Source organism: Clostridium neonatale (assembly GCF_001458595.1).
GTDB lineage: Bacteria > Bacillota > Clostridia > Clostridiales > Clostridiaceae > Clostridium > Clostridium neonatale.
Window position 1 is genome coordinate 78,525 of sequence record NZ_LN890325.1, and the last position, 24,584, is coordinate 103,108.

Annotated in this window: 23 protein-coding genes; 17 read left to right on the forward strand and 6 right to left on the reverse strand. The window is 28.9% G+C overall.

Annotated features, from left to right (window positions below; translation table 11 throughout):
* Positions 1 to 121: 121 nt before the first annotated feature.
* Entirely contained in the window at positions 122 to 1,000 is an 879-nt protein-coding gene (locus tag BN2920_RS01550; protein WP_058293302.1) for an AraC family transcriptional regulator, read from the reverse strand.
* Positions 1,001 to 1,236: 236 nt separating this feature from the next.
* On the opposite strand from BN2920_RS01550, the gene BN2920_RS01555 reads away from it, so the two are divergent.
* Positions 1,237 to 2,136: an AraC family transcriptional regulator gene (locus BN2920_RS01555; protein WP_058293303.1), complete on the forward strand. Its 900-nt coding sequence runs from the start codon at positions 1,237 to 1,239 to the stop codon at positions 2,134 to 2,136.
* Positions 2,137 to 2,589: 453 nt separating this feature from the next.
* The gene (locus tag BN2920_RS01560) at positions 2,590 to 3,810 is read left to right on the forward strand and encodes an MFS transporter (RefSeq protein WP_058293304.1); all 1,221 of its coding nucleotides are present in this window, start codon (positions 2,590 to 2,592) and stop codon (positions 3,808 to 3,810) included.
* Positions 3,811 to 4,024: 214 nt separating this feature from the next.
* On the opposite strand, the gene BN2920_RS01565 is transcribed toward BN2920_RS01560, so the two are convergent.
* The 3 genes from BN2920_RS01565 to BN2920_RS20840 form a co-directional block, all read right to left on the reverse strand.
* On the reverse strand, positions 4,025 to 4,243 hold the full coding sequence (locus BN2920_RS01565; RefSeq protein ID WP_058293305.1) for a DUF2922 domain-containing protein: 219 nt from the start codon (positions 4,241 to 4,243) through the stop codon (positions 4,025 to 4,027).
* A gap of 88 nt (positions 4,244 to 4,331) precedes the next feature.
* Positions 4,332 to 4,556, reverse strand: coding sequence for a DUF1659 domain-containing protein (locus BN2920_RS01570; protein ID WP_058293306.1), 225 nt, complete (start codon positions 4,554 to 4,556; stop codon positions 4,332 to 4,334).
* Between the two features lie 97 nt (positions 4,557 to 4,653).
* Positions 4,654 to 4,830, reverse strand: a complete 177-nt coding sequence (locus BN2920_RS20840; protein ID WP_083498684.1) for a YvrJ family protein — start codon at positions 4,828 to 4,830, stop codon at positions 4,654 to 4,656.
* A 420-nt stretch (positions 4,831 to 5,250) separates the two neighbouring features.
* On the opposite strand from BN2920_RS20840, the gene BN2920_RS01575 reads away from it, so the two are divergent.
* A complete protein-coding gene (locus BN2920_RS01575) occupies positions 5,251 to 5,403 on the forward strand; it encodes a zinc-ribbon domain-containing protein (RefSeq protein WP_058293307.1) in 153 nt (50 codons plus the stop codon).
* Between the two features lie 72 nt (positions 5,404 to 5,475).
* Here BN2920_RS01575 and BN2920_RS01580 read toward each other — a convergent pair whose 3' ends face one another.
* On the reverse strand, positions 5,476 to 5,916 hold the full coding sequence (locus BN2920_RS01580) for a hypothetical protein (protein ID WP_058293308.1): 441 nt from the start codon (positions 5,914 to 5,916) through the stop codon (positions 5,476 to 5,478).
* Positions 5,917 to 6,255: 339 nt separating this feature from the next.
* Between BN2920_RS01580 and BN2920_RS01585 the strand changes: the two genes are divergently transcribed.
* From BN2920_RS01585 to BN2920_RS01615, 7 genes are all read left to right on the forward strand, one after another.
* Positions 6,256 to 8,961, forward strand: coding sequence for a sigma 54-interacting transcriptional regulator (locus tag BN2920_RS01585; protein WP_242868282.1), 2,706 nt, complete (start codon positions 6,256 to 6,258; stop codon positions 8,959 to 8,961).
* A gap of 119 nt (positions 8,962 to 9,080) precedes the next feature.
* Complete coding sequence (locus BN2920_RS01590; protein ID WP_058293310.1) at positions 9,081 to 11,150, forward strand: glycoside hydrolase family 31 protein; 2,070 nt, start codon at positions 9,081 to 9,083, stop codon at positions 11,148 to 11,150.
* Between the two features lie 2 nt (positions 11,151 to 11,152).
* A complete protein-coding gene (locus BN2920_RS01595; protein WP_058293311.1) occupies positions 11,153 to 11,569 on the forward strand; it encodes a PTS sugar transporter subunit IIA in 417 nt (138 codons plus the stop codon).
* 17 nt (positions 11,570 to 11,586) lie between these two features.
* Entirely contained in the window at positions 11,587 to 12,363 is a 777-nt protein-coding gene (locus BN2920_RS01600; protein WP_058293312.1) for a PTS mannose/fructose/sorbose/N-acetylgalactosamine transporter subunit IIC, read from the forward strand.
* Positions 12,356 to 13,171 (forward strand): PTS system mannose/fructose/sorbose family transporter subunit IID, encoded by an 816-nt coding sequence (locus BN2920_RS01605; RefSeq protein ID WP_058293368.1) that lies wholly within the window; start codon positions 12,356 to 12,358, stop codon positions 13,169 to 13,171. Before BN2920_RS01600 ends, BN2920_RS01605 begins: the two co-directional genes overlap by 8 nt.
* A gap of 13 nt (positions 13,172 to 13,184) precedes the next feature.
* Entirely contained in the window at positions 13,185 to 13,661 is a 477-nt protein-coding gene (locus BN2920_RS01610; RefSeq protein WP_058293313.1) for a PTS sugar transporter subunit IIB, read from the forward strand.
* Positions 13,662 to 13,849: 188 nt separating this feature from the next.
* Positions 13,850 to 14,344, forward strand: a complete 495-nt coding sequence (locus BN2920_RS01615) for a PTS sugar transporter subunit IIB (protein ID WP_058293314.1) — start codon at positions 13,850 to 13,852, stop codon at positions 14,342 to 14,344.
* A gap of 110 nt (positions 14,345 to 14,454) precedes the next feature.
* On the opposite strand, the gene BN2920_RS01620 is transcribed toward BN2920_RS01615, so the two are convergent.
* A complete protein-coding gene (locus BN2920_RS01620) occupies positions 14,455 to 15,666 on the reverse strand; it encodes an ROK family transcriptional regulator (RefSeq protein ID WP_058293315.1) in 1,212 nt (403 codons plus the stop codon).
* A 157-nt stretch (positions 15,667 to 15,823) separates the two neighbouring features.
* Here BN2920_RS01620 and celB point away from each other — a divergent pair, with 157 nt between their 5' ends.
* The 7 genes from celB (at position 15,824) to serC (ending at position 24,302) form a co-directional block, all read left to right on the forward strand.
* Complete coding sequence (gene celB, locus BN2920_RS01625) at positions 15,824 to 17,104, forward strand: PTS cellobiose transporter subunit IIC (protein ID WP_058293316.1); 1,281 nt, start codon at positions 15,824 to 15,826, stop codon at positions 17,102 to 17,104.
* 12 nt (positions 17,105 to 17,116) lie between these two features.
* Entirely contained in the window at positions 17,117 to 19,012 is a 1,896-nt protein-coding gene (locus BN2920_RS01630; protein ID WP_058293317.1) for a DUF4838 domain-containing protein, read from the forward strand.
* Positions 19,013 to 19,074: 62 nt separating this feature from the next.
* A complete protein-coding gene (locus BN2920_RS01635; RefSeq protein ID WP_058293318.1) occupies positions 19,075 to 19,959 on the forward strand; it encodes a carbohydrate ABC transporter permease in 885 nt (294 codons plus the stop codon).
* A 7-nt stretch (positions 19,960 to 19,966) separates the two neighbouring features.
* Positions 19,967 to 20,770 carry a carbohydrate ABC transporter permease gene (locus tag BN2920_RS01640; protein ID WP_058293369.1) on the forward strand — a complete coding sequence of 268 codons (804 nt, stop codon included), beginning with the start codon at positions 19,967 to 19,969 and terminating at the stop codon, positions 20,768 to 20,770.
* Positions 20,771 to 20,773: 3 nt separating this feature from the next.
* Positions 20,774 to 22,219 carry an ABC transporter substrate-binding protein gene (locus BN2920_RS01645; protein ID WP_058293319.1) on the forward strand — a complete coding sequence of 482 codons (1,446 nt, stop codon included), beginning with the start codon at positions 20,774 to 20,776 and terminating at the stop codon, positions 22,217 to 22,219.
* A gap of 174 nt (positions 22,220 to 22,393) precedes the next feature.
* Positions 22,394 to 22,807: a GNAT family N-acetyltransferase gene (locus BN2920_RS01650; protein WP_058293320.1), complete on the forward strand. Its 414-nt coding sequence runs from the start codon at positions 22,394 to 22,396 to the stop codon at positions 22,805 to 22,807.
* Positions 22,808 to 23,219: 412 nt separating this feature from the next.
* Positions 23,220 to 24,302, forward strand: a complete 1,083-nt coding sequence (gene serC, locus BN2920_RS01655; RefSeq protein WP_058293321.1) for a 3-phosphoserine/phosphohydroxythreonine transaminase — start codon at positions 23,220 to 23,222, stop codon at positions 24,300 to 24,302.
* Positions 24,303 to 24,584: the final 282 nt, after the last annotated feature.

A 24,584-nucleotide genomic window follows, 5' to 3' on the forward strand; every position in this document is an offset into this window, starting at 1 on the left:
GCATAAAAAGTTACACTATTTTGACTTCTTATTTTTATCTATATTTTTAAAGAAATAGTATAAAATACAATAAAAAAATAAACCTGACAAAAGCTTAATTAATTTTTGTCAGATTTATTTTCTAAATTTGATTTCTATGATCTTTTCTATACTCTGATGGAGAAACATTTTTTTGCTCTTTAAATCTTTTAATAAAATATCCAATATTGTCATAACCACAACATATTGCTATATCTATAATTTTTGTATCTGTTTTTATAAGACACTCAGCAGCTTTTTCTATTCGGATTTCATTTATATATTCAGTAAGTGTTTTTCCTATAAGTTTTTTAAAATATCTACAGAAGTATTGCGTGTTCATGCCTACAAGACCTGCAATTTCGTCTAAGGAAATTCTTTGACTGTAATTTTTACGAATAAAAGTAAGAACTATTTTTATGTTTTCCAGCTTATATGTATCACTTTCTTCTGTGTTATCAGCATTTAAAAAACTGTCATTTTCATAAAGGCATGCTATAAGCTGATATAAATATGATTTCACCTTCATATAAGAACTTAATTCATCATTATCCGATTCCTTAATAATCTTTTCATATAATTTTTTAACAGGTTTCCATATAGGATTATCTTCTAATATAAAAGGTGGAAATTGAATTTTTCCTTCAATAAGAGGTCTGATAATTTTGTATTGTATAGCATCAAAGTATTCAAAGCTGAGCATTTTTAAATCAAATACCACAGCAGATTCATTACATCCACCATCACTTACAATTGAATGAATATCACCAGAATTTATAAACATAAATGTAGGTTCTGTAATTTTATATTCCTTCATATTTGATGTTACAGTAAATGAACCTTTTTTGAAGAAAATTAACTCGGTTTCATCATGCCAGTGTAGGTTAACGATAAATTGTTTATCTGAATTCCATTTATAATTGGCTAATGGAAAGTTCACAGTACCATGTGTGATATTTTCCTTCAACTCTTCCTTTTCCATTGTTAAAATCCTTTCAGAAATATTATAATTCTTATATTAATTATAACATGTAATAGGTTATAACATATAAATTAAAAGTGAAAATGAATATCTATAATAATAGTATATTCTGTGTGATATTGATGTTAAGGTAAAATTATTAACTAATAATATCTGGTTTTATATGAAATTAATATGTAATATATAAATAAAAGTAAAATAAAATCTAAAATTTATGCATTAAGGAGGATTCTGAAATGGAGAAAAAGATAATCAAGACAGATAAAAATAAAAGACAGCTAGACGAAAACTTAAATGGTAAGTTTCCGCTTAAAGTTTATTATGATAAGCTTTCAGATTTTGTACATGACTCTGTAGGTTGTCATTGGCATCCAGAATTAGAGTTCATGTTTATTACTCAAGGTGAAATGGATTATCAAGTAAATGAATCACATTATATAATTAAAAAAGGTGAAGGGATTTTTGTAAATGCAAATGTTCTTCATGGATCTAATAAAATTAGTGAGGAAGATTGTCATTATAAAGCAATCCTTGTTGATTCATCATTGATAGGTGGAATAACCGGTGGAATCATTTATGAAAAATATATTAATCCAATTTTATCGTGTGCAGAGCTTGCAGCTCAACCTTTATGTATGGATATTGAATGGCAAAAAAGAATTATAGATTTATTAGTAAATTTATCTATGCTGTACAATATGAAGTCTGAATGCTATGAGTTGGACATGCTTAGAGATATACTTTCAATATGGCATATACTGTATGAAAATACAATGAAGAATAAAGTTTATATGCAATCAGAGTCTAGAGAAGTCACAAGAATGAAAAATGCATTGTTATTCATTCAGACTTCATATAATGAAAAAATAACATTAGATAACATTGCAGCAGCTTGTTCTTTAAGTAAAAGTGAAATGTGCAAATTATTTAAGAAAATACTTCATCAAACTCCCATGGAATATATAATGTCATATAGAATATCAAGGAGTTTGCCTTTAATAGCATCTGATAAATACTCTGTAACTGAAATAGCACAAATGGTTGGATTTACAGGTGCTAGTTATTTTACAGAATCATTTCGTAAGATTATGGGAAAAACTCCTTCTCAATATAAAAAAGAAATATTATCTAAGTGATACATATTCAATAATTAGAGTAAAAATTCCATTAAGGAAATGTTATCATAATATTGTTATAAAAAAACCTATAATATTTATATATTAGACAATATAATAATATTATACTTATAATCGGTGTGGGACTGAAATAAAATTAGATTCCACTCCCCTTATAAGTTTTTTTATTCTTTAGGAAATTATATTATTGGACAACCTGTGGATAAGTTATTTAAAAAAATATTGCAATAGACTAATGCATAGTTCCTAAAGAATAAAAAATAAATTATATGCGCTCGGCCTTTTTTTCGGCAAGCTCAGAAAATCCAGAGTGCGCTGAAAAAAATCGACGGCTTAAAGGATTACGTTTTATAAAAGCTATTGTATTCTATTGGATTTGCATTTTTATAGAAGACTATATCATAGTCGCCTTGGCGATTTTTTTATTTTTGAACAGAAAGGTGAGGAATATTGATGAAGGAAAAGAAAACTTCCTATATGCTAGCAGTTATTACTCTTGTTAGCTTAAGTTTTATTTTAGGAACCAGTGAATTTATAATGATAGGAATTCTTCCAGAAATTTCGGAAAGCCTTCAAATTTCTATATCGAAAGCTGGAGGACTTGTTACTTTATTTGCACTTGTATATGCAATAGGGACACCAATTATAACAACATTTGCTGGAAAATATAATCGCTATTATTTTATTTTATTAATCTCTGTAGTTTTTGTTATTGGAAATCTTTTAAATGCAGTATCTTATTCATATGGTGTACTTTTAGGATCAAGAATAATTACTGCATTAGCTTCAGGAACATTGATTTCTTTATCATTAGCATATGCAAATGAATTTGTTCCACAAGAAAATAAAGCTAAAGTTTTATCTTGGATATTTTCTGGATTTAGTATAGCTTCAGTAATTGGAGTGCCAATAGGAAAATTTATAACTAATATGCTTGGATGGAGAGCATCTTTCCTTGCTATAACTATAGTGGCTATAATTATAACAATAGCAATGTGGAGATTACTGCCACCTGCTAAGCCTACAGAAGTTACTAGTTTAATATCACAGCTATCTTTGCTAAAAGATAGAAGAATATTATTTGGAGTTGGACTTCCTCTTTTTAGTCTAGCGGGGACATATTCATTTTATACTTATTTAACGCCAATATTAGAAGATAAATTATTAATACCTACAGGATATGTTAGTATTATACTTTTATTCTTTGGAGTTGCAGCGATTATTAGTAATTTAGCATCAGGAGCTATTGCGGGCAAGCATGGAATAAATAAGATGCCAGTTATATATATTATACACACAGCCTTATTAACAATATTACCATTTTCAGTTAATAATGCGATGATCTGCATACCTTTGATTTTTGTATTATGCGTAATGATGTATCTTACAAATGCACCTATTCAAATGCATTTTATGAATGTAGCAACAGATGATTATCCTCAATCTCTAACATTAGCTTCCTCATTAAATTCGGTATTTGCTAACTTTGGAATTTCATTAGGATCTTTTGCTGGTGGACAAGTGGTTGAATATGCGGGAACTCAGTATACTGCGTTTGCTGGTACAATTCTTCTTATAATTGCAGTTGTATTTGCTTACTTATTAATTTATAGCGTCAGAGAGAAAAAAAGTGTTAAAATCAAAGATATAAAAGGAACTGTGGCAGCTAATTAATATGATTTTTAATTGAAATATTTATATATAAGTTTTAATAAAGTTTCTACATTAAAACCTATAACTAATGTTTTGGTTAACATTGTTAAAGTATTTGATATTAATAAAATACTCTAATGTAAATTCTTAATCAAAACATATATAATTAAATAATTATGAGAAAAAGGACTATACAAATGATATGTAATCATTATGTATAGTCCTTTATATAATATTAAGCTACATCAAATTTAGTAACTTTTCTTTCAGTGATTTTAGCTGTGCTTCTGCCAACTAAAGCACCACTATCCATTAAGAAGATGTCTTTCTCAATGATTAGGTCCATAAGAGCTAAAATTTGATCTTTATCAAGAGTCTGTTTTACACCATTTATGCTGAAGGTGCTTGTTTTGCCACCTTCAGTTGTGAAGATCATAGTTAAGATGTACTCCATAATTAAATTACTCCTTTCTTTTAATTTGTTTATTATCTTCAAGGAGCCTCAGGGACTCTCAAAAGGTAATAAAAATGCAAAGATAATATTAATTATTTACTAAGTCAGAAGAAACATTTAGTAAAGTTCCCCTTGTAGTAGGTGATAAGACGCCTTTTATTGCTTCAGCTACATCATATATAGCTTGAGCATCAGCATTGTTTCTGACATTGGAAAAAGTTTTCTTAGTGAAAACTGGATCTCCTGCTTTATCAACAGAAGTTTGAATTTCTATTGCCATATTTGTTGAGTTTACAATTTTGTTCACAGCCATTTTAAAACCTCCTTTATTTGTGTGCTTCAATTAAGATATACGAAGCTTAAAAAAATTTTTCACAATGTTTTATAAATATTCTAATCAAAGAACATATTTATTTTTCATCATATTCTATAACGACTCCAAGCTTTGTAGAAATTATGGTGTTCAATTTACTAATTGAAGCTGTTAAGGTATTAATTTGCTTTTCAAGTCTTATGAGCAGATAACTGCTTACTGCGACAGGAAAGCCAACATTTCCAATAAGACTTATAAGCTCATTGATTTCCATTATTAATCACTCCTTTCAATGAATATATACGACAATGTAAATGGTAATATAAACAAAATAGGCTTTAAAATAAATTATTTAAATAAGCCTAACATATGGGCAGGCTATGTCCTTTGAAATAGCTTTTAGAAATGGCAGTGTAATAATTATTTATAAAGATACTCTTTAGAGAATGAAGTATACAATATATCAATGCTAGATAAATCTATTTATTCATTTAATAATGACAAATAATTTGATTTTTTGATATATTTAAACAAAATAGTTGCATTATATTAAAAACTATGTTATTATAAATGAGTAGCAAAAAGCTAATAAAAATAATTAAGATAATTTAAGTTTCGTTTGGATAAATAATTTCTCATAAATTTAGAAAGTATTATCATCAAATAGAGAGCTTTAAATTTAGGAGGAATATTTATGACAGATAAGACATTAACATGCAGAGATTGCGGAAGTGAATTCATATTTTCAGTAGGAGAACAAGAATTCTACAAAGAAAAAGGATTTGAAAATGAGCCAACAAGATGTGTATCTTGTAGAAGAGCTAAGAAAGAACAAAATAGAAGATAATTTTAGATTGTTATAAGGCTGTAGTTTAGACTATAGCCTTTTTTGTTATTAAATTTCATATAAAGCGCTAAACTAGTTATTGTTTTTTATACAATCATAATAATGATTTACTGCTAAATCGACTATTGTGCTCACACATACATTAAGGCTTGAATGATTATTTTTTATTTCATTAATTTTTCTTACTGTAGAAGAACGAAGAACATAACATCGCTTAATATCTGGAACTTCATCATTAATTGATGGGATTGAGCCATGACATACAGGAATATTTAAATTATCTAAAGAGTTATAGCTGCTTAAAATTTTATCAACATGAGATTGAGAGGAAGTTGAATATTCATTATTATAAGTTGTACAAGTATTAGAAGATTTATTGATATCATCAAAATTGAATTCTGCAATACATTTACCAACAGGAATTACTGCTTCATCTCCCTCAGCAAAAGTGAATGTATCAAACTCATCTATAACATCAATATTATCTAGTGGCTCAGATTTTTTATAACTCATAAGATTCTCCTTTATAAATACAATATTTATATGTCATTATTTTTATAGTAATAATGCAATTTTAATATACGATAAGAAATATATATTTTTGAGAATAGAAGAATATAGAAATATAAAAATAGATAAAAATATATATATAGTAAACTTGACTCACATGTATTTTTTGAATAAACGATTTATAGTAGATGCAAGAGTTGATCTTTTGGCTTGAGAACATGGGAATACAAGAATATTTAGATAAAATTAAATACACGAATTTGTGAAAACGAAAACAAAGTCGATATTTAAAATATTATGGAATAAATATATAATAGTGATATAGAACAAGTAAAATGTGAGGTGATTTACTTGAAAAACGAAGAAAAGATAAAAATGGTTATAGCTACACTAAGTAGTAATGCTTTAAAGAAAGGGGAACAAGGGATAACAGCACAAGATATTAGTGAGGTTCTTGGAATAAAGAGAAATGTAATAAGTCATTATTTAAATAGGATGGTTGATGATGGACTAGTAATTAAAACAAAGACTAGGCCTGTATATTTTTTATATAAGGAAGTAATTGATCAATTCAATAATGAACAATTAAATCAAGAAGATGATATTTTTAGTAAGGTTATAGGGGCAAACGGTAGCTTAGCTAATGCTATTAAGGAGTGCAAATCTGCGACATTATATCCTGGGAATGGACTACCTATTCTTTTGACAGGAAGTAGTGGTGTTGGAAAGAGTTTTATGGCAAAGCTGATTTATGAATATGCTAAAGAGAAAAAGGTAATAAAGGAAGATGCAAAATTTATAACTTTTAACTGTGCAGAGTATTCAGATAATAAAGAGCTATTATCATCAAAGTTATTTGGTTATGTTAAGGGAGCTTTTACTGGAGCTGATAAAGAATCAACTGGTGTAATTGACGAATCTGAAAACGGTTATTTATTTCTTGATGAAGTGCATAGGCTATCACCAGAAGGTCAAGAAAAACTATTTTTATTATTGGATAAAGGAGTTTTTGAGAGAATAGGGGAAAGTGGTAATCCAAGAAAAGTAAATGTAAGGTTAATATGCGCAACTACAGAAAAACTAGATGAATTTTTAATAGATACATTCATAAGAAGAATACCTATCATAACTAACTTACCTAACATTGATGAAAGGCCAATTGATGAAAGGGTAGAGCTTATATATAGATTCTACAAAGATGAAAGTGATATATTAAAGAATGATATTTTTGTGGATAGTGAAGTTATGAATAATTTATTATTCATGAATAAGGTTGGTAATGTAGGTGCTCTTAAAAATGCTATTAAATATAGCTGCGCAAGTAGCTTTAGAAATAGTGTTTCAGGTGAAATAGTTATTAAGCTAGATAATTTACCAGAGTCATTTATTAATACTGATAAGATAAAAAAGGTGTATTTTGATACAAATTTTCATATAAAGTATGGAGAAAAAATATTTGATATAGTATGTAAAAAAGAGACTACTATAATAATTGAACAATATATAAATATGATAGAAGAAATTTATGAAATTACAGAAAAGTATAATGAGAACTTAATAAAATTTGATGAATATAGAAAAATATTAGTGACCAAGCTGAATACAATTAATGAAGCGATAATATCTAATGATGTTCATGAGAGTGATAGTATCAATTTCAAATTATCTTTAAATGTAGTAGAAAAAGCAATAAGTAAATTAGAAAGTAACTATGGAATAAAATATTACAATAATAGTTCTAGAATAATTACATCGGCATTATTATTATTTGAAAATGCTAAAGAACTTAATAATCCAGAAATAATTAATATGCAGAAAGACATAATTAATATACTGAAGAATAAGAATTTTAAATATAACTATATTGCAGTAAAAATACTGAAATATATAGAAGAAAATAAAGAATTTAATCTTGGGATAAATGGTGAGTTGTATATTACACTATTTATTTATATGCTTACAAAAAGTAATGATATAAATGATACAAATGGTATAATAGTTGCCCATGGTGATTCAACTGCAAGCAGCATAGCAAGCGTAGTGAATAAACTTCTTGGAGACTTTATATTTGAACCATTTGATATGCCAATAGATATGAATCCTGAGGAAGTAACAGGAATAATAAAGAATTACATTAAGAATTTTTCAAAGAGTAAAGGAACTATATTTTTAGTGGATATGGGTTCTCTGTTTGAAATATATCCAAGTATAAAAGATATTATGGAAGGTGAAGTTGCTGTTATCAATAATATAACTACTCAGCTTGCTTTAAGTGTTGGAGATATGATAATTAAAGAAAAGAGTATAAAAGAGATAATAGATACAGCAGTAAGAGATACAAAAATAAGCTATAAGTATTTTGAGAGCAAAGAGAAGAAAAAAGCTATTATTACATGTTGTGCTACTGGTATTGGAGTAGCAACTAAAATAAAAGACATAATAAAGAGTTGTATAGATGATGAAAATATAGAAGTATTGGCCTACGATTACTTTAAGTTAAAAAATAATGGATTAAGTGATGTGGTATTTGATGATTATGAAGTTGAATTAATAATAAGTACACTAGACTTAAAGATAAAAGGATTTGATGTGATTTTATTAAGCGACTGTTTTAGAAAAGATGGTGAAGAAAGACTTAGAAAAGTATTTAGTAAGATTGTAAAAAGCAGAAGTGCAGATGTTTTAATTAAGGACTTAATAAAGCTACTATCCCTTCAGAATATTATAAGTAGAATGATTATACTAAATCCAGAAAGAGTAATAAATGATGTAGAAAGAATAATCAATATACTGGAAATCGAATTAGAAGTTAAATTAAATAGTGACTTAAGGTTAACATTATTTATTCATACGGCAATAATGATAGAAAGGGTAGTATTAAACAGGGACACAAAGCTTGATGATGATGATGAAATACATATAAATTGTGACACAAAGGATTTAGAGTTAGTACAGAATATATTAGACAATGAGTTAAAAGAATATTCAATAAAAGTTCCATCTTATGAAACAGCAGTAATAGTGGGCATTATAAAAAATAGAATATAAAATCTGAATTATTTAAAGAAGCGTTACACAAATGTGGCACGCTTCTTGCTTTATATAAAAGTATCAAAGAAACATATGCAGAAATTATTATAGAAATAAATTAAGAAAGGAATGAGTTTATGTTTTTAAAAGAAAGAGATAGACTGATTAGAAAGTTTGATAATGAAACCGTATGGATAGAGCCATGGGGAGATAATAGTCTTAGAGTTAGAGCAACATTATTACCAGAAATGCCTGATAATAAATGGGCATTACTTGATAGACAAGAAAAAGAAAACGATAACTTAAAAATTGAAATAAAAAATAATGAGGCTTCAATAAAAAATGGTAATATATCAGCAACATTTACATCAAGAGGAACAATAATATTTAGAAATCAAAAGGATGAAGTTATTCTTGAAGAATATATACGTCAAAGAGCGGTTTTAAATGATACTGGAAATGAAGATGTTAATGTAAAAACTATAAAAGCATTTTCATCAACTTTAAAATTAAATCCACGTGAATTTAAGCCAATACTTGGAGGCGATTATAATCTTACAGTTAGATTTGAATCTGATCCAGAGGAAAAAATATTCGGTATGGGACAATATCAACAAACATTTTTAAATCTAAAGAATTGTTCCATAGAATTAGCACAAAGAAACTCACAGTCATCTGTTCCATTTTATATTTCAAGTAAAGGATATGGTTTCTTATGGAATAATCCAGGTGTTGGAAAGGTCAACTTTGCTAAAAATATCACAGAGTGGCAGTTATATTCAACAAAGGTTTTAGATTATTGGATTACAGCAGGGGATACACCAGCTGAGATCGAAGAAAAATATGCAGAGGTAGCAGGTAAAGTACCTATGATGCCAGATTATGCATTAGGATTATGGCAAAGTAAGATGAGATATCAAACACAAGATGAAGTTATGGAAGTTGCTAGGAGATATAAGGAAAAGGGCATAACACCATCTGTTATAGTAATTGACTTTTTCCATTGGACAGAGCAAGGACATTTTGATTTTGATGAAAGATATTGGCCAGATCCAGCTAAAATGATTAAAGAACTTGATGAAATGGGAATAAAAGCAATGATTTCTGTATGGCCAACAGTTTCAACAAACGCTAAGACATATCAAGAATTCTTAGAAAATGGATATTTGATCCATGTTGATAGAGGCGTAAAAATGACAATGCAACAGCTTGGAAATACAGTATTTATTGATACAACAAATCCAAATGCGCAAAAATACGTTTGGAGTAAGCTTAAAGAAAGCTATGTAAGTAAGGGATTCAAGCTATTTTGGTTAGATGTAGCTGAACCAGGATACATGGTATATGATTTTGATAATTATAGATATTATAATGGACCAAGTCTTCAAGTTGCTAACTTATATCCATTAGAATATACAAAGATGGTCTATGATGGATTAAAAGAAGAGGGTGAAGAAAATATAGTCAGCTTAGTAAGATGTGCATGGGCTGGAAGCCAAAGATATGGTGCACTTGCATGGTCTGGTGATATTGATTCAAGCTTTAAAGCATTTAGAAATCAAGTAAATAGCGGATTAAATATGGGAATAGCGGGAATACCTTGGTGGACTACTGATATAGGAGGTTTCCATGGTGGAAATCCTGATGATGAAGAATTTAGAGAATTAATGATACGTTGGTTCCAATATGGAACATTTACTCCAGTGCTAAGAATGCATGGTGATAGGCAACCACACTCAGAGCCTTTAGGTACAGACAGTGGAGGACAATGTTCAAGTGGAGCTCCAAATGAAATTTGGTCTTATGGAGAAGAAAATGAAAAAATATTTACAAAATATATTAGAATTCGTGAAGCTTTAAAACCTTATATTAAGGAGTTAATGAAAGAAGCACATGAAAAGGGAACTCCAATAATGAGACCATTATTCTATGATTTCCCTAATGATAAAACAGCTTGGAATATAGAAAATACATTTATGTTTGGACCAGATATTCTAGTTGCTCCAATTATAAATTACAAAGAAAGAGAAAGAGAAGTTTACCTTCCAACAGGAGAAAATTGGATAGATGCAAATACAGGTAAACAATACAGCGGAGGCAATTACTATACGATTGATGCTGATATTGATTCCATTCCAGTATTTTATAAACTAAACAATGAAGCAGTTAAGCTTCCTATGTTTAAGGACATAGTGAGAGGAGAATAGAAATGTATAAGATTATTATTGCTACACATGGAAATTTAGCACAAAGTATAAATGACACGCTTAGCCTTTTTGTTGGTGAAGATAAGGAAGTATATTCTATATGCTTAGATGACAAAGGCATATCAGAATTTGAAAAAAAGGCAGATAATGTAATTGAAGAAATTGGAGCAGATGAGGTGCTTATTTTCACAGATTTATTTTATGGGAGTCCATTTAATGTATTCTCATCTAAAATTGAAAAGTTTACGAATTCATATGAAATAATTGCAGGTGTGAATATGCCTGGAATATTGGAAGCCGTACTTAAACAAAAGGATATGACACTAAAAGAAGCATTGCCTTCAATTATAGAAGCTAATAAGCCAGTTATATTTAGTGAAAAATTTAATTTAAATAATATGAATGAAGATGATGAATAAAAAGGAGGAAGAAATTAATGGAATTACAATTTTGGCAAATGGCACTGGTTATTTTATACGGCCTATTTATTAACTATGAAAAAAACAGTACAATGTTTGGAACATATCAACCTGTAATGTGTGGTTTTGTGGTTGGATTGATATTAGGTGATGTTAAAACTGGATTATATGTTGGTGGAACATTACAATTAATGTCACTTGGTATTAGTAATTTTGGTGGAGCATCAGTTCCTGACTATCAAACAGCAACTATTGTTGGTACATTTATAACTATATCTACTGGTCAAAAGCCAGAAGTTGGAATTACTATAGGCATTCCAGTAGCATTATTCATGGTTCAATTAGATGTATTAAGAAATACATTTGGTATATTCTTGCAACACAAAGCAGAAAAATATGCAGAGTCAAGAGAATATAATAAAATTCAGTTAATGCAGATGGTAGGCGTGGCTGTAACAATGTTAACTACAGGAATACCAGTATTCTTAGCTGTAGTATTTGGACCAGATCTTGTAAACACTATTTTAAATTATACTCCAGAATGGCTAATAGGTGGATTATCAGTAGCGGGAGGATTACTTCCAGCTGTAGGTATTGGATTACTATTACGTTATCTACCAGTAAAAAGTTATATTAGTTATCTTATTATAGGTTTTGTTCTTGCTGTCTATTTAAATATACCAATATTAGGAGTAGCTCTATTAGGAGCAGCAATAGCATTACTTAACTATAAAAAGAGCACTCAATTAGAAGCTCAAACTCAAACTGTAGGAGGTATGGATGAAGATGAATAATGAAGTAAAACAACAAGAAACAGTTTTAGATAAAAAAACACGTTATAAAGTTTTATGGAGATGGATATTTACAAGTAGTGTATCATCAAACTATGAAAAAATGCAGGCACTTGCTTATTGTTATGCTATTATGCCTTTCCTAAAATTCATTCATAAAGGTGATCCAGATGGTCTACAAACAGCAGTAAAAAATCATTTACAGTTCTTCAATACAAATCCATGGATAGCTCCATATGTATTAGGAGTAAACATAGGTATTGAAGAAAAAGAAAAAAATAATGCAGCTGAAGCAATAGCATCTCTAAAGACAGGACTTATGGGACCACTTGCTGGGCTTGGTGATAGTATGTTTGTTGTTATACCTTGGACAATATTTGGAGCAATTGCTGCCAATATGGCTCTTCAAGGCAGTGCTATTGGAATAGTTCTATGGCTTGCAGTTGGAATTACATTAAAAATGTTAAGTTTTCCTCTTTTTGAAATGGGATATAAGTCAGGTACAAGTTTAGTAAATTCTTTAGGTAAAAAGTTAAAAACAATTTCAGAATGTGTTGCAATACTAGGTTTAATGGTTGTAGGGGCCTTAATTCCATCAGTTATTAAAGCAAATATAGCTTTCGAATTTGCCCAAGGTGATGTAACAATGAAAGGACAAGATATTTTAAATCAAATTATGCCAGGAATAATCCCAGCAGCGCTTGTGTTTTTAGTTTACTATCTTTTAGGTAAAAAAGTAAAACCAGTTTATTTAATACTATTAGTTATGGTAATTGCAGTACTTGCATATGTATTAAAAATATTAAAATAGGAGTTGATTAGTTATGGAAGGAATTACACATATAAGAATAGATGACCGTCTTATCCATGGTCAAGTAGCTACAATGTGGACAAATGAATTAGGGGCTACACGCATAATGGTTATAAATGATGAAGTAGCAAATAATGATATGCAAAAATCATTACTTAGGATGGCAGCGCCACCTAATGTAAGTACATCTATTATTACTAGAGAAACAGCAGTAAAAAATATATCATCTGGCAAGTATAAAGGACAGAAAGTATTTATTGTTGTTAAATCGCCATTAGATATATTATATTTACTTAATAATGGGTTAGATATAAAAGAAATAAATGTAGGAAATATGTCAGCAAAATCAAATACAGAAGTTATAAAAACTACAATTAGTGTTACTAAGGAAGAAAAAGAAGCATTTAAAGAACTTATAGAAAGAGGAGTAGAAGTGACAGCAATAATGACACCTGGAGCTCCTAAAGTATATCTTAAAGATTCATTATAAAATAAACTAAAGAAAGGAGATTAGCATAAATCAAATAAATTTCATGCTAATTTCCTTTTGCTTTAAATCGAAAAAAAATATATTATAATTTTAAAGTATTATTTTAAACAGGAAATTATTATTTAATTTCTTTAGAACTTATATAATTTTATGTATTCAAATATAGCCGTATAAAGGAGATGAAAATTATGAAGGGTATAGTTCATATAAGAATAGATGATAGATTACTACATGGTCAAGTTGTAGCATTTTGGAGTAATTCATTGCAAATATCAAGAGTAATGGTAATAAATGATGAAGTAGCTAATGATGAGCTTCAAAAAACATTTCTAAGAATGGTGGCTCCAGCCAATATAAGAACGTCTATATTGGGTAAAGAAACAGCAGTAAAAAATATTTTAAATGAGAAATATTTAGGACAAAGAGTAATGATAATTGTTAAGAATCCCAAAGATATATTGGATTTAATGGATTTAGGATTGGATATAAAAGAAGTGAATGTTGGAAATATGGCGTCACGAAAGGATACTATTCAAATAAAAAGATCAGTTAGTATAACTAATGATGAGCTTGGAAATTTCCTACAGCTTGAGAAGAGAGGGGTGCTGTTAACTGCGATGATGGTACCTGATGAAGGTAAAAATTATTTAAAGGATTACTTAAAAAAGGCTGTAAAGGTTTAGTAAATATAAGAATAAGCGAATAAGTAAATATATATTCTTAGGAATATATATTTACTTATTAATTCTATATTTACTTATAAAGTGAACCTAGGTCAATATTTTGAACACATTTATTCCTGCAAATAGCCAGTGTTTTTTATAACAAATGATAGGCAAGCTAATGCACATGCACCAGTAGCCCCTCTATTATAATTGAAGTTTTCAATTTCAATATCCACATTTCTTTTAGTGGGAATAAACATTAATTGATTTTCTATAATTTCTAAAATAAATGTTCTAAATTCATCATTTGTGAATAACTCACTATTTAAGTATATTTTATCTGCATCTTGCATGATTAGAGTATTTGCTATTGATGTACCAAGAAGTTTAATTCCTAATACAATACGTTCTTTGAAATAGGGATCATTAAGCTTATATGCATCTATAATGGTTTTAATATTTATTTCATCAGATGTTTCAACTAGTGAGTGAAGAACTGTATTAGTTGAATTTTCAAAAAGATATTTAGCATTTTTTATTAACCATGATTCAGATATGTATGTTTGTAAACAACCATTTTTTCCACATTCGCATTTAGGCCCATTAATATCTACTACTGTATGACCTATTTCACCTAAATAAAAGTTAGATTTGAATCCAATATGATTCGAATTAAAGAAAGAACAAAATAGGCCATGACCAACATGCAAAAATAAAAATTTTTCTGGTGTTTTTAATGGATTAAAAAGATATTCACCTAAAGCCATACATTCAATATTGTTTTCTGCAATAATTGGAAAATTAAAGTTTTTATTTATTTTTGATAAAGAAAAATCTTTCCACATTTTATTGTTAGATATAATGGATTTATTTATTGAATCAAAGTGCCCTGGAATTGCAATGCCAGCTCCTATTAGCTTAGAAGTATCTAATGTTTCACAGGCAGTATTAATCATATCTATAATTAATTGATTTATATGCGTTACATTAAAATCGTTTAATTCTTTTTTTAGATTATAGACTACATTTCCGCAGGCATCTGTAACTGAAAGAAAAAGGCCTTTCATATTAAATTCAATGCCCAAAAAGAATCCAGCTGAAGGGTTTAGTATTAGAACTTTTCTTTTTCTACCAGAGCCCAGTGCTCCTTGTACTTCTGCACCAGTTTCAATTATAAGGTTTTTGTCTAATAATTCACCTACAATACTAGTAATAGTCGCAGGTGTAATACCAGTCGAGTGTGCTATCTCAATACGAGAAGTCTGTGGATTCCTATAAATAAACTCTAGTACCGTGCTCATATTTAAGTTAAAAGCATCTAAATTTTTTTTATTATACATTATAAATACCTCCGTTTATAATACATAGACTATTTTACTCTATTTTTTGATTGATTTAAAGCTTTTAATATTAATAAATTATAAATTTAATATTTACAATTAAACGATTACGTGATAATATTTATTTATAAATTATAAATAAAAAGGAGATAGAGAAATGAAAGTTTTTTTTGAATTCTTAGAAAAAAGACTGGCACCATTAGGAGAAAAGCTTGGAAATCAACGACATTTAAAAGCATTACGTGAAGGAATTATGATGGCAATGCCATTGGTATTAATTGGATCTATATTTGTTTTAATTGCTAGTTTTCCAATTGATTCGTGGACAAATTGGTTAAAGACACATTGGCAATTAGATGTTTTATTAAATACAATGGTTAACAATACATTTGGTCTTATTGCACTAGTAACAAGTTTTGGAATTGCTTATCGTTTAGCTGAATCCTATAATACAGATGGACCTTCTGCAGGCGTGTTGGCTTTAAGTAGTTTTCTATTAGTTACACCAACAATAACCGATGCTAATAACGCTGCTGGAATTCCATATGGAATGTTAGGGGGAAAGGGCCTATTTGCTGCAATCGTTGTAGCTATTATTTCTGCTGAAATTTATCGATGGTTTATTCAAAAAAATATTACAATTAAAATGCCAGAAAGTGTTCCTGAGGTAGTAAGTAAATCGTTTTCGGCGCTAATTCCTGGAACTGTAATAATTTTATTCTTTTCAATAGTTCTAAAAGTGTTAGATGTATTGGAGTTAGGTAGTTTAAATAATGTTCTTGCATTTGTTATTGGCAAACCTTTAGGCCTTATTGGAGGTACATTGCCAGGCACATTTATAGCAGTTCTTCTAAATTCTATTTTCTGGTTCTGTGGTGTTAATGGTGGACAAGTTGTTGGATCTGTTATGAATCCAATATGGCTTCAATATACAGATGAAAACAGATTGGCTCAAGCTGCTGGAGAAGTTTTGCCTCATATAATTACAGCTCCTTTTATGGATTTATTTGTATATATTGGTGGAGGCGGTGCAACTATTGGATTAGCACTATGTCTAATATTTTTTAGTAAGAGCAATGAGTATCGTACACTTGGAAAGATTTCAGGCATTCCAGCTTTATTTAATATAAATACAGCAATTTTATTTAGTTTCCCAACAGTACTTAATCCAATTATGATAATACCGTTTGTTTTAACACCTGTAGTAAATGCAATTATTACGTATTTTGCAATGGTAAGTGGACTTGTCCCCCTTACGACTGGTGTAACATTACCTTGGACAACACCACCTATTATTGGAGGATTCCTTGCTACAGGAGGAAGCTGGCAGGGTGCAGCACTGCAGGTGGTTTTAGTAGCAGTTTCATTCCTTATTTATTATCCATTCTTTAAATCTGCAGATAAAAGGAATTTAGCTATTGAAAAGAAAAATAATTAAGAGGTGAATATTATGAATTTAAAAATAAGCTTTGATTTAGAAAAAAGTTTTGCTGAATTTTGTAAAGGAGAAATGAAGTATTATTTTGAAAAAATATTTTCTATAAATATTAAAGAAACTGAAAAGGAAAGTGAAGCTGATATTATTTTACAGATTATTCCTGATTTAGACATCAACAAGAATGACTTAATTGAAATAAAATTATTAGAAGGTAAAGGAAAAATTCAATCAAATACACGATCTGGTCTGCTTATTGGTATTTATCGTTTCTTTTCAGAATTTGGTGTAAGATATTTACGTCCAGGAAGAGAAAACGAGTACACAGTAAAAAGAGACATTGAGGATTTTATTAGCAAAAAAATTACTATTTCAGAACAGGCTAGTTTTAAACATAGAGGTATTTGTATTGAGGGCGCTGATTCTTTTGAAAATGTTAAAAATTTTGTTGATTGGTTACCTAAGATTGGTTTGAATAGCTTCTTCATTCAATTTGAAAATCCATATTCATTCTTTAAAAGATGGTATGAACATGAATTTAATCCGTACTTAGAAAATGATGAATTTAATACAGATATATCACAAAAAATGAGTGATTTAATTGATGAAGAGATTTCTAAGAGAGGTATTGTACATCATAGAGTTGGACATGGATGGACAGGTGAAGTATTAGGTTATTCGTCAAAATATGGATGGGAATCTGGTTTAACACTACCTGAAGAGAAGAAACCATTGGTAGCAGAACTAAATGGAAAGAGGGAATTGTTCGGAACTGCCCCTATATTGACTAGTTTGGATTTTTCTAATCCTGAGGTTTCTAGTAAGATGGTACAGTTAATTGTCGATTATGCAAAAGAGAGAAAAGATGTTGACTATCTTCATGTATGGTTATCTGATGCACGAAATAATATTTGTGAGTGTGAAAAATGTCAGAAAGAGATACCTTCTGATCAATATGTGCGTATCTTAAATGAATTAGATAATGCGTTAAATAAAGAAGGACTTGAGACAAAAATATGTTTTCTATTATATCATGAATTATTATTTGCACCATGTAAAGAAAAAATAAATAATCCTGATAGATTTACAATGATGTTTGCACCAATTACAAGAACTTTTGAAAAAAGTTATGCAGATGTAGATTATGAAAAAGGGGTTCCAGAACCAAAAGAATATCAAAGAAATAAAATAGTTCTTCCCAATTCTTTAGAAGAAAATCTATCATATTTATTCAGTTGGAAAAAAACGTTTTCTGGAGACAGCTTTGTTTATGATTATCCGCTAGGACGTGCTCATTATGGTGATTTAGGTTATATGAAAATTAGTAAAATAATTTATAGAGATATTCAATTTCTAGATAAGTTAGATCTAAATGGCTATATCAGTTGTCAAGAATTAAGAGCTGGATTTCCACATAATTTCCCGAATTATGTAATGGGGAAAATGCTTTGGAATAACAAATTATCTTATGAGGATTTAAAAGAAGAGTATTTTGAAGCTATGTATGGGGAAGAATGGATTCAAGTATGTGACTATTTGGAGAAGCTATCAGAATATTCATCATGTGATTATTTCAATGCAATTGGAGATAGACTTAATACAGAACTCTCAATTAAATATAAAATATCTAATAATTTAGCTAATGAATTTCTATCAGAAATAGAAAAAAACACTGAAGCTGTAAGTGGACTCCAGAAAGAACAATGGAGACAGTTAGGTTTTCATAGAGAGTATGTTTGTAAACTTTCAAAAGCTTTACAACTACTTTGTGAAGGAAATAATGAGCTAGGACAAAGACAGTGGAGAGACTTATTAGATTTCATTAGAAGAAATGAACCATATATACAAAATAATTTAGATGTCTATAGAGTAATTGAGGTGGCAAAAAATTACACAGGTTTCATTTTATAGAGTTTATAGAAAGAAGTATGGCATCAAAAGTTTATTTGATGCCATGTACTGTGAGGTAAGTAATGTTAAAGAAAAATAAAAGGTCTATAATTCCTATATTTTTATTACCGTTATTAATTGTTTATGTAGTATTTCAATTATATCCCATTATTTTAAATGTAATTTATTCTTTTCTAAATTGGAATGGAATTACTAAATGGGCTAATTTTATTGGCTTAGAAAATTATAAAGAAATAATATTTGATGGACTTTTTTGGAATGCATTTAAAAACAGTATTTTATTTGCGATTTTTGGAACACTTTTTCAAGTCTTTATTTCGTTTTCTATAGCATATTTTGTTGAATTTAACTCGTTTAAATTTAAAAAAATAATCCGATTAGTTTTTATAATGCCTATAGTTGCCACTTCTGCAACAATTGGAATTATAATGAAGGCGATTTTTAGTTATAATGGGGTTTTGAATATGTTCTTTAAAAAGATAGGAATGGGAGAAATTAATTGGTTAGCGGACCCTGTATGGACTTTTATAATGATTATTCTTGTATCTATATGGAAGGAGACAGGAACGCTTTTTATTTATTGGATGGCGAGTTTTAAATTAGTTTCTACATCAATAATTGATGCAGCTAATTTAGATGGAGCAACAGGAAGAGCAATGTTTATCCATATCATTTTTCCAATAATTAAGCCAGTTGCATTATTTGTTACAATGATTACTTTCTTAAATTCACTAAAGGTTTTTGATATAATTCAGACTCTAACCTCTGGTGGTCCATATTTCTCAACTGATATGTTATCGACCTATATTTACAGGACAGCATTTTCAAGTAGTTTCGGTGCACCAAGACTAAGCTATGCGAGTGCAGCTTCAGTACTGTGTTTAATTTTTATATTAATAATTGCATATACATCTAAGATTCTTCTGAAGAATATTAAAAGGAAGTGAGAGAGTGATGATTAAGAAAATTACCTTAATCTTATTAATGTTTATATGGTTTTTACCATTTTTAATCATGTTATTAATAGCTTTTAATAGCCAGAATACATTATCTTTTAGTGATTTACTTAACATTAGCAATATTACCTTTAGTAATTTTACTAATGCATGGCAGGAAGCTAATTTTTCTCAATATTTTTTGAATACGATTATCATAACAATTTCTTCTGTGATAATTATACTCTGTATCACTTCTTTAGCTGGTTATATTATGGGGAGGTTTGAGTTTTGTGGAAAGAAATTCATATATTCTATTTTGGTACTTTCAATGGGAATGCCTATGATATTTTTTTCAATACCTGTGTACCAGATATTAAGAATGTTAAACTTTGAAAATTCAATAATAGGGTTAATTTTAGCAGAGATAGGTGGAGGGCATGTCATATTTATACTCCTTTTTGTTAGCTTTTTTCGGTCTATTCCTAATGAAATTGAGGAAGCAGCTGTGATTGATGGTGCAAATTCTTACAATATTTTTTTGAGAATAATGTTTCCGCTTTCAAAACCTATTATTGGAACAGTAGTTATAACACAGTCAATATGGACATGGAACTCCTTTTTATACCCGTTAATTCTATCAATTAACAATCCAAGTATTAGGACATTATCAGTAGGATTATATTCATTTCAAGGAGAGAACATTGTAGATTGGGGAAGTATATCTGCTGGAGCTTGCATAACTATAATACCAATAATTATTTTATTTATTATTTTCCAAGACTACTTTATACAAGGAATATCAGGAGCCATAAAGGAGTAGGGTATGATGAAAAAATTATGTGGAGTTGTATTTATTCTATTATTTACATTGACCGGATGTGGAATTGGAGTAGATATTGTTGAATATGGGAATGAAGGAAAAAATTTAGATAATAGTAATGAGATTATTAAGACAGATAAAGAAGAAAAAGTAACATTAAATATTGTAGACTGGAGTGATAGTACAAAAAAATCTAGAGAGAAACTCAATGATCGTTTTATGAAAGACCATCCTAATGTTACTATAAATTACACTACATTAACTCAAGCTCAGTTTAATGAAACAATGTTATCTGGAATTAGATCAGGAAATGCACCAGACTTATTTCCACTTCCTAGTACTGTATTTTTTTCTACTGCTATTAATGAAGGATGGTTCATTCCCTTAAATAGGTATTTAGATTCTAATTTCTTTTCATCTTTAAAAGATAATGTATTTAAGCAAAATATTACAACAAAAGAAGAGAGTATATATCTTTTGCCAGAAGCAGAAGAAATTCCAAGTACTTTAATTTTTTATAATAAAAAGGTACTGAAAGAAGCAGGAATTTCTCTTAATCAACTTCCAACAACCTGGGAAGAATTTCTTAATATTACCAAGCTAGTGAGTGAAAAAGGAAATGGAAAATATTTTGGAATAGTTACAAGTGGAGCTCAAAAAAATAGAATAGATTTAGAATTAAGAAGCTTTGCAGAAGTAGCAGGAGCTAGATTAGGACCTGCTGGTCAAATTTTTTTAAACAATGGAGAAAATCAATTTGATTCTCCTCAAGTAATGGAAGCATTAGATTTTTACAATGAATTATATCAAAATGGCTGTTTTCATCCAGATTCAGCTTCTCTTTCTGCACCAGAGGCAAGGAATATTTTTGCGGAAAATAAGGCTGCATTTATAGTTCAAGGATCATGGTGTATTCCAGTTTGGGAAGAGGATAATCCAGATTTAGATTTTGGAGTGATGAAAATTCCGGATAAAAATAAATCTCAGAGCTCTAAAATGATTCGTCCTTTTACTAAGGGATGGATGGGAATATCATCTAGCAGTAAACATCCAGATATAGCAGCAGAGTATTTGGAATACTTATATTCCTATGAATATCAAAAGGAACTTGTCAAAAAAGGTGGTTTTGTTTCAATTAGGAATGACTTGGGAGAAGAGGATATAGAAGATGAGGTAATGAAGTGTTACTATCAGTTATCTATGGAACAGAGCATTGAAGTTATAAATCCGATAGAAAAAAATGAATATTTAGAATTAGTTTATACAAATTTACCTCAATTAATACCGGATTTTGGAGACATATCATCTAGCATCCTTTCTGGGGATAAGAATTATAAGGATAAAATGAAGGACTATTCAAATAAACTGCAAGAAAAGTTAAAAATGTCTATTGATAGTGTTAAAAAGAAATATCCTGTTAAAATTGATGATTTTAACTATAGTGACTAAAAACTAAAGGGAATAGCTTTTTTGCAGTTATTAAAAGATTGAAAATATTTTATATGTAAGCCAGGAGAAAAGGAAATATAGAATAATTCGAAAATGTTATTAAACCAATTGAATGTCAGTTTTAATACTCAGAATATAAATAATTGCTGAATAAAAATAGGAGGAAAGTTGCATATGAAAATAATTGAATTTAATGAAGAAGAAAATAGTAAGAATCTCAATAGAATTCTTTTAGGGCATTTAGCAGAAAGAACACATCTTAAAACAAGAAATGAAAGTAGTATTTCATTAGCAGCTTTTGAAGAAGATAATTACATTGGAGGAATCACGGCACAAAAAGTATTTGAGACCTGCTTTGTAGATTTATTAGCTGTAGAAAAAAAATATCAAGAACTTGGAGTAGGAAGAAAATTAATTTTAGAATTAGAAAATGAAGTTAAAAGGCATGGGTGCAAAAAAATTTTTTTAACTACACAGGACTATCAAGCAAGAAGGTTTTATGAAAAAATGGGATATAGTGTGGTTTTCGAACTAAACGATATTCCATTTAAAGGAACTACTAGGATTTTCTTGATAAAGGGTGTTTAAATCAACTGATTATTCATACATTTCTAAAGTAAATTAAAAATATAACTGGGAATTTCATTTCTAGTATATTTAATAAAAAATATTTAATAAAGGATTATTAAAAAAGGTTGTAAATGTTTAGTAAATATAAGAATAAGCGAATAAGTAAATATATATTCTTAGGAATATATATTTACTTATTAATTTTATATTTATTTATAAAGATTGCATTTATGTAATATAAAATGGAATAAATATTCACTATAAATAATTCAATTACAAATTAACATCATAATTAGATATTTATTAAATTCATAATAATATATCAATGAGATTAATAATTTTCAGAAATAAATTTATTAATAAATTATTCCTAAATATATAAAATGTGTTATAATATTATAAAATATTTAAAATTGGGGGGCATTTTTTTATGTCAAGAGTGTATAATTTTGCAGCAGGACCAGCTGTTTTACCAGAAGAGGTTCTAAAAGAAGCAGCAGCAGAAATGTTAGATTACAAAGGAACTGGAATGTCAGTAATGGAAATGAGCCATCGTTCTAAGGCTTTCGAAGAAATCATTCAAGACGCTGAACAAGATTTAAGGGATTTAATGAACATTCCTGATAACTACAAAGTATTATTTCTTCAAGGTGGAGGATCAACACAATTTGCAATGATTCCAATGAACTTAATGAAGAATAGAGTTGCAGATTTCATTATAACAGGGCAATGGGCAAAAAAAGCAGCAGCAGAAGCAAAAAAATATGGTAAAGTAAATGAATTAGCATCTTCAGCAGATAAGACTTTTTCATATATTCCAGACTTAACAAAGATAGAAGTTAGCGATGATGCAGATTATGTATACATTTGTCACAACAATACAATTTATGGAACTACATATCATAATCTTCCTGATACTAAAGGTAAGATTTTAGTTGCAGATATGTCATCTGATATATTATCTGAACCAATAGATGTAACTAAGTATGGATTAATCTTTGCTGGAGTTCAAAAAAATATTGGACCAGCTGGTACAGTAGTTGTAATAATTCGTGAAGATTTAATTACAGAAGATGTACTTGAAGGTACTCCAACAATGCTTCAATATAAAATCCATGCAGATAATAAATCTTTATATAACACACCACCAGCTTATGGTATATACATTTGTGGAAAGGTATTTAAACACCTTAAGAAACTTGGTGGCTTAGAAGCTATGAAGAAGAGAAATGAAGAAAAAGCTAAGATTCTTTATGATTATCTTGATTCAAGTGAATTATTCAAAGGTACAGTTGTAAAAGAAGATCGTTCTTTAATGAATGTACCATTTGTAACAGGTAATGAAGAATTAGATGCTAAATTTGTAAAAGAAGCTAAAGCAGCTGGAATTGAAAACATCAAAGGACATAGAACTGTTGGTGGTATGAGAGCAAGTATCTACAATGCTATGCCAATAGAAGGTGTTCAATATTTAGTTGACTTTATGAAGAAATTCGAAGCTGAAAATAAATAACCATTAGAGTTTAGTGGTAGACAATCGAAATAGAGCTCACAATTATGCTTGCTTGGCAGAAACTGTGAGCTCTATTTCTTTGCATCATCTAAACCCATTTGTTAGTTTTATAAGTGGGAAGAAATCTATATAAGTTAAATGAATAGTAGATTTTAAGACAATTAATAAAAGTGAATCAAATAAAGAATTAATAACTCTCACATTAATAATTAAGAATTAATGTGAGAGTTATTTATATGGAACTAATCATAAAGTATTACTTAATTTTACAGTTACAAATGA

Excerpts from the sequence above, each read along its gene's own strand:
- serC (WP_058293321.1), top strand. The coding sequence starts at position 23,220 with ATGTCAAGAGTGTATAATTTTGCAGCAGGACCAGCTGTTTTACCAGAA.
- BN2920_RS01575 (WP_058293307.1), top strand. The coding sequence starts at position 5,251 with ATGACAGATAAGACATTAACATGCAGAGATTGCGGAAGTGAATTCATA.
- BN2920_RS01555 (WP_058293303.1), top strand. The coding sequence starts at position 1,237 with ATGGAGAAAAAGATAATCAAGACAGATAAAAATAAAAGACAGCTAGAC.
- BN2920_RS01640 (WP_058293369.1), top strand. The coding sequence starts at position 19,967 with ATGATTAAGAAAATTACCTTAATCTTATTAATGTTTATATGGTTTTTA.
- BN2920_RS01560 (WP_058293304.1), top strand. The coding sequence starts at position 2,590 with ATGAAGGAAAAGAAAACTTCCTATATGCTAGCAGTTATTACTCTTGTT.
- BN2920_RS01590 (WP_058293310.1), top strand. The coding sequence starts at position 9,081 with ATGTTTTTAAAAGAAAGAGATAGACTGATTAGAAAGTTTGATAATGAA.
- BN2920_RS01650 (WP_058293320.1), top strand. The coding sequence starts at position 22,394 with ATGAAAATAATTGAATTTAATGAAGAAGAAAATAGTAAGAATCTCAAT.
- BN2920_RS01620 (WP_058293315.1), bottom strand. The coding sequence starts at position 15,666 with ATGTATAATAAAAAAAATTTAGATGCTTTTAACTTAAATATGAGCACG.
- BN2920_RS01645 (WP_058293319.1), top strand. The coding sequence starts at position 20,774 with ATGATGAAAAAATTATGTGGAGTTGTATTTATTCTATTATTTACATTG.
- BN2920_RS01610 (WP_058293313.1), top strand. The coding sequence starts at position 13,185 with ATGGAAGGAATTACACATATAAGAATAGATGACCGTCTTATCCATGGT.
- BN2920_RS01605 (WP_058293368.1), top strand. The coding sequence starts at position 12,356 with ATGAATAATGAAGTAAAACAACAAGAAACAGTTTTAGATAAAAAAACA.
- celB (WP_058293316.1), top strand. The coding sequence starts at position 15,824 with ATGAAAGTTTTTTTTGAATTCTTAGAAAAAAGACTGGCACCATTAGGA.
- BN2920_RS01615 (WP_058293314.1), top strand. The coding sequence starts at position 13,850 with ATGAAGGGTATAGTTCATATAAGAATAGATGATAGATTACTACATGGT.
- BN2920_RS01630 (WP_058293317.1), top strand. The coding sequence starts at position 17,117 with ATGAATTTAAAAATAAGCTTTGATTTAGAAAAAAGTTTTGCTGAATTT.
- BN2920_RS01635 (WP_058293318.1), top strand. The coding sequence starts at position 19,075 with ATGTTAAAGAAAAATAAAAGGTCTATAATTCCTATATTTTTATTACCG.
- BN2920_RS01595 (WP_058293311.1), top strand. The coding sequence starts at position 11,153 with ATGTATAAGATTATTATTGCTACACATGGAAATTTAGCACAAAGTATA.
- BN2920_RS01580 (WP_058293308.1), bottom strand. The coding sequence starts at position 5,916 with ATGAGTTATAAAAAATCTGAGCCACTAGATAATATTGATGTTATAGAT.
- BN2920_RS01600 (WP_058293312.1), top strand. The coding sequence starts at position 11,587 with ATGGAATTACAATTTTGGCAAATGGCACTGGTTATTTTATACGGCCTA.
- BN2920_RS01570 (WP_058293306.1), bottom strand. The coding sequence starts at position 4,556 with ATGGCTGTGAACAAAATTGTAAACTCAACAAATATGGCAATAGAAATT.
- BN2920_RS20840 (WP_083498684.1), bottom strand. The coding sequence starts at position 4,830 with ATGGAAATCAATGAGCTTATAAGTCTTATTGGAAATGTTGGCTTTCCT.
- BN2920_RS01550 (WP_058293302.1), bottom strand. The coding sequence starts at position 1,000 with ATGGAAAAGGAAGAGTTGAAGGAAAATATCACACATGGTACTGTGAAC.
- BN2920_RS01565 (WP_058293305.1), bottom strand. The coding sequence starts at position 4,243 with ATGGAGTACATCTTAACTATGATCTTCACAACTGAAGGTGGCAAAACA.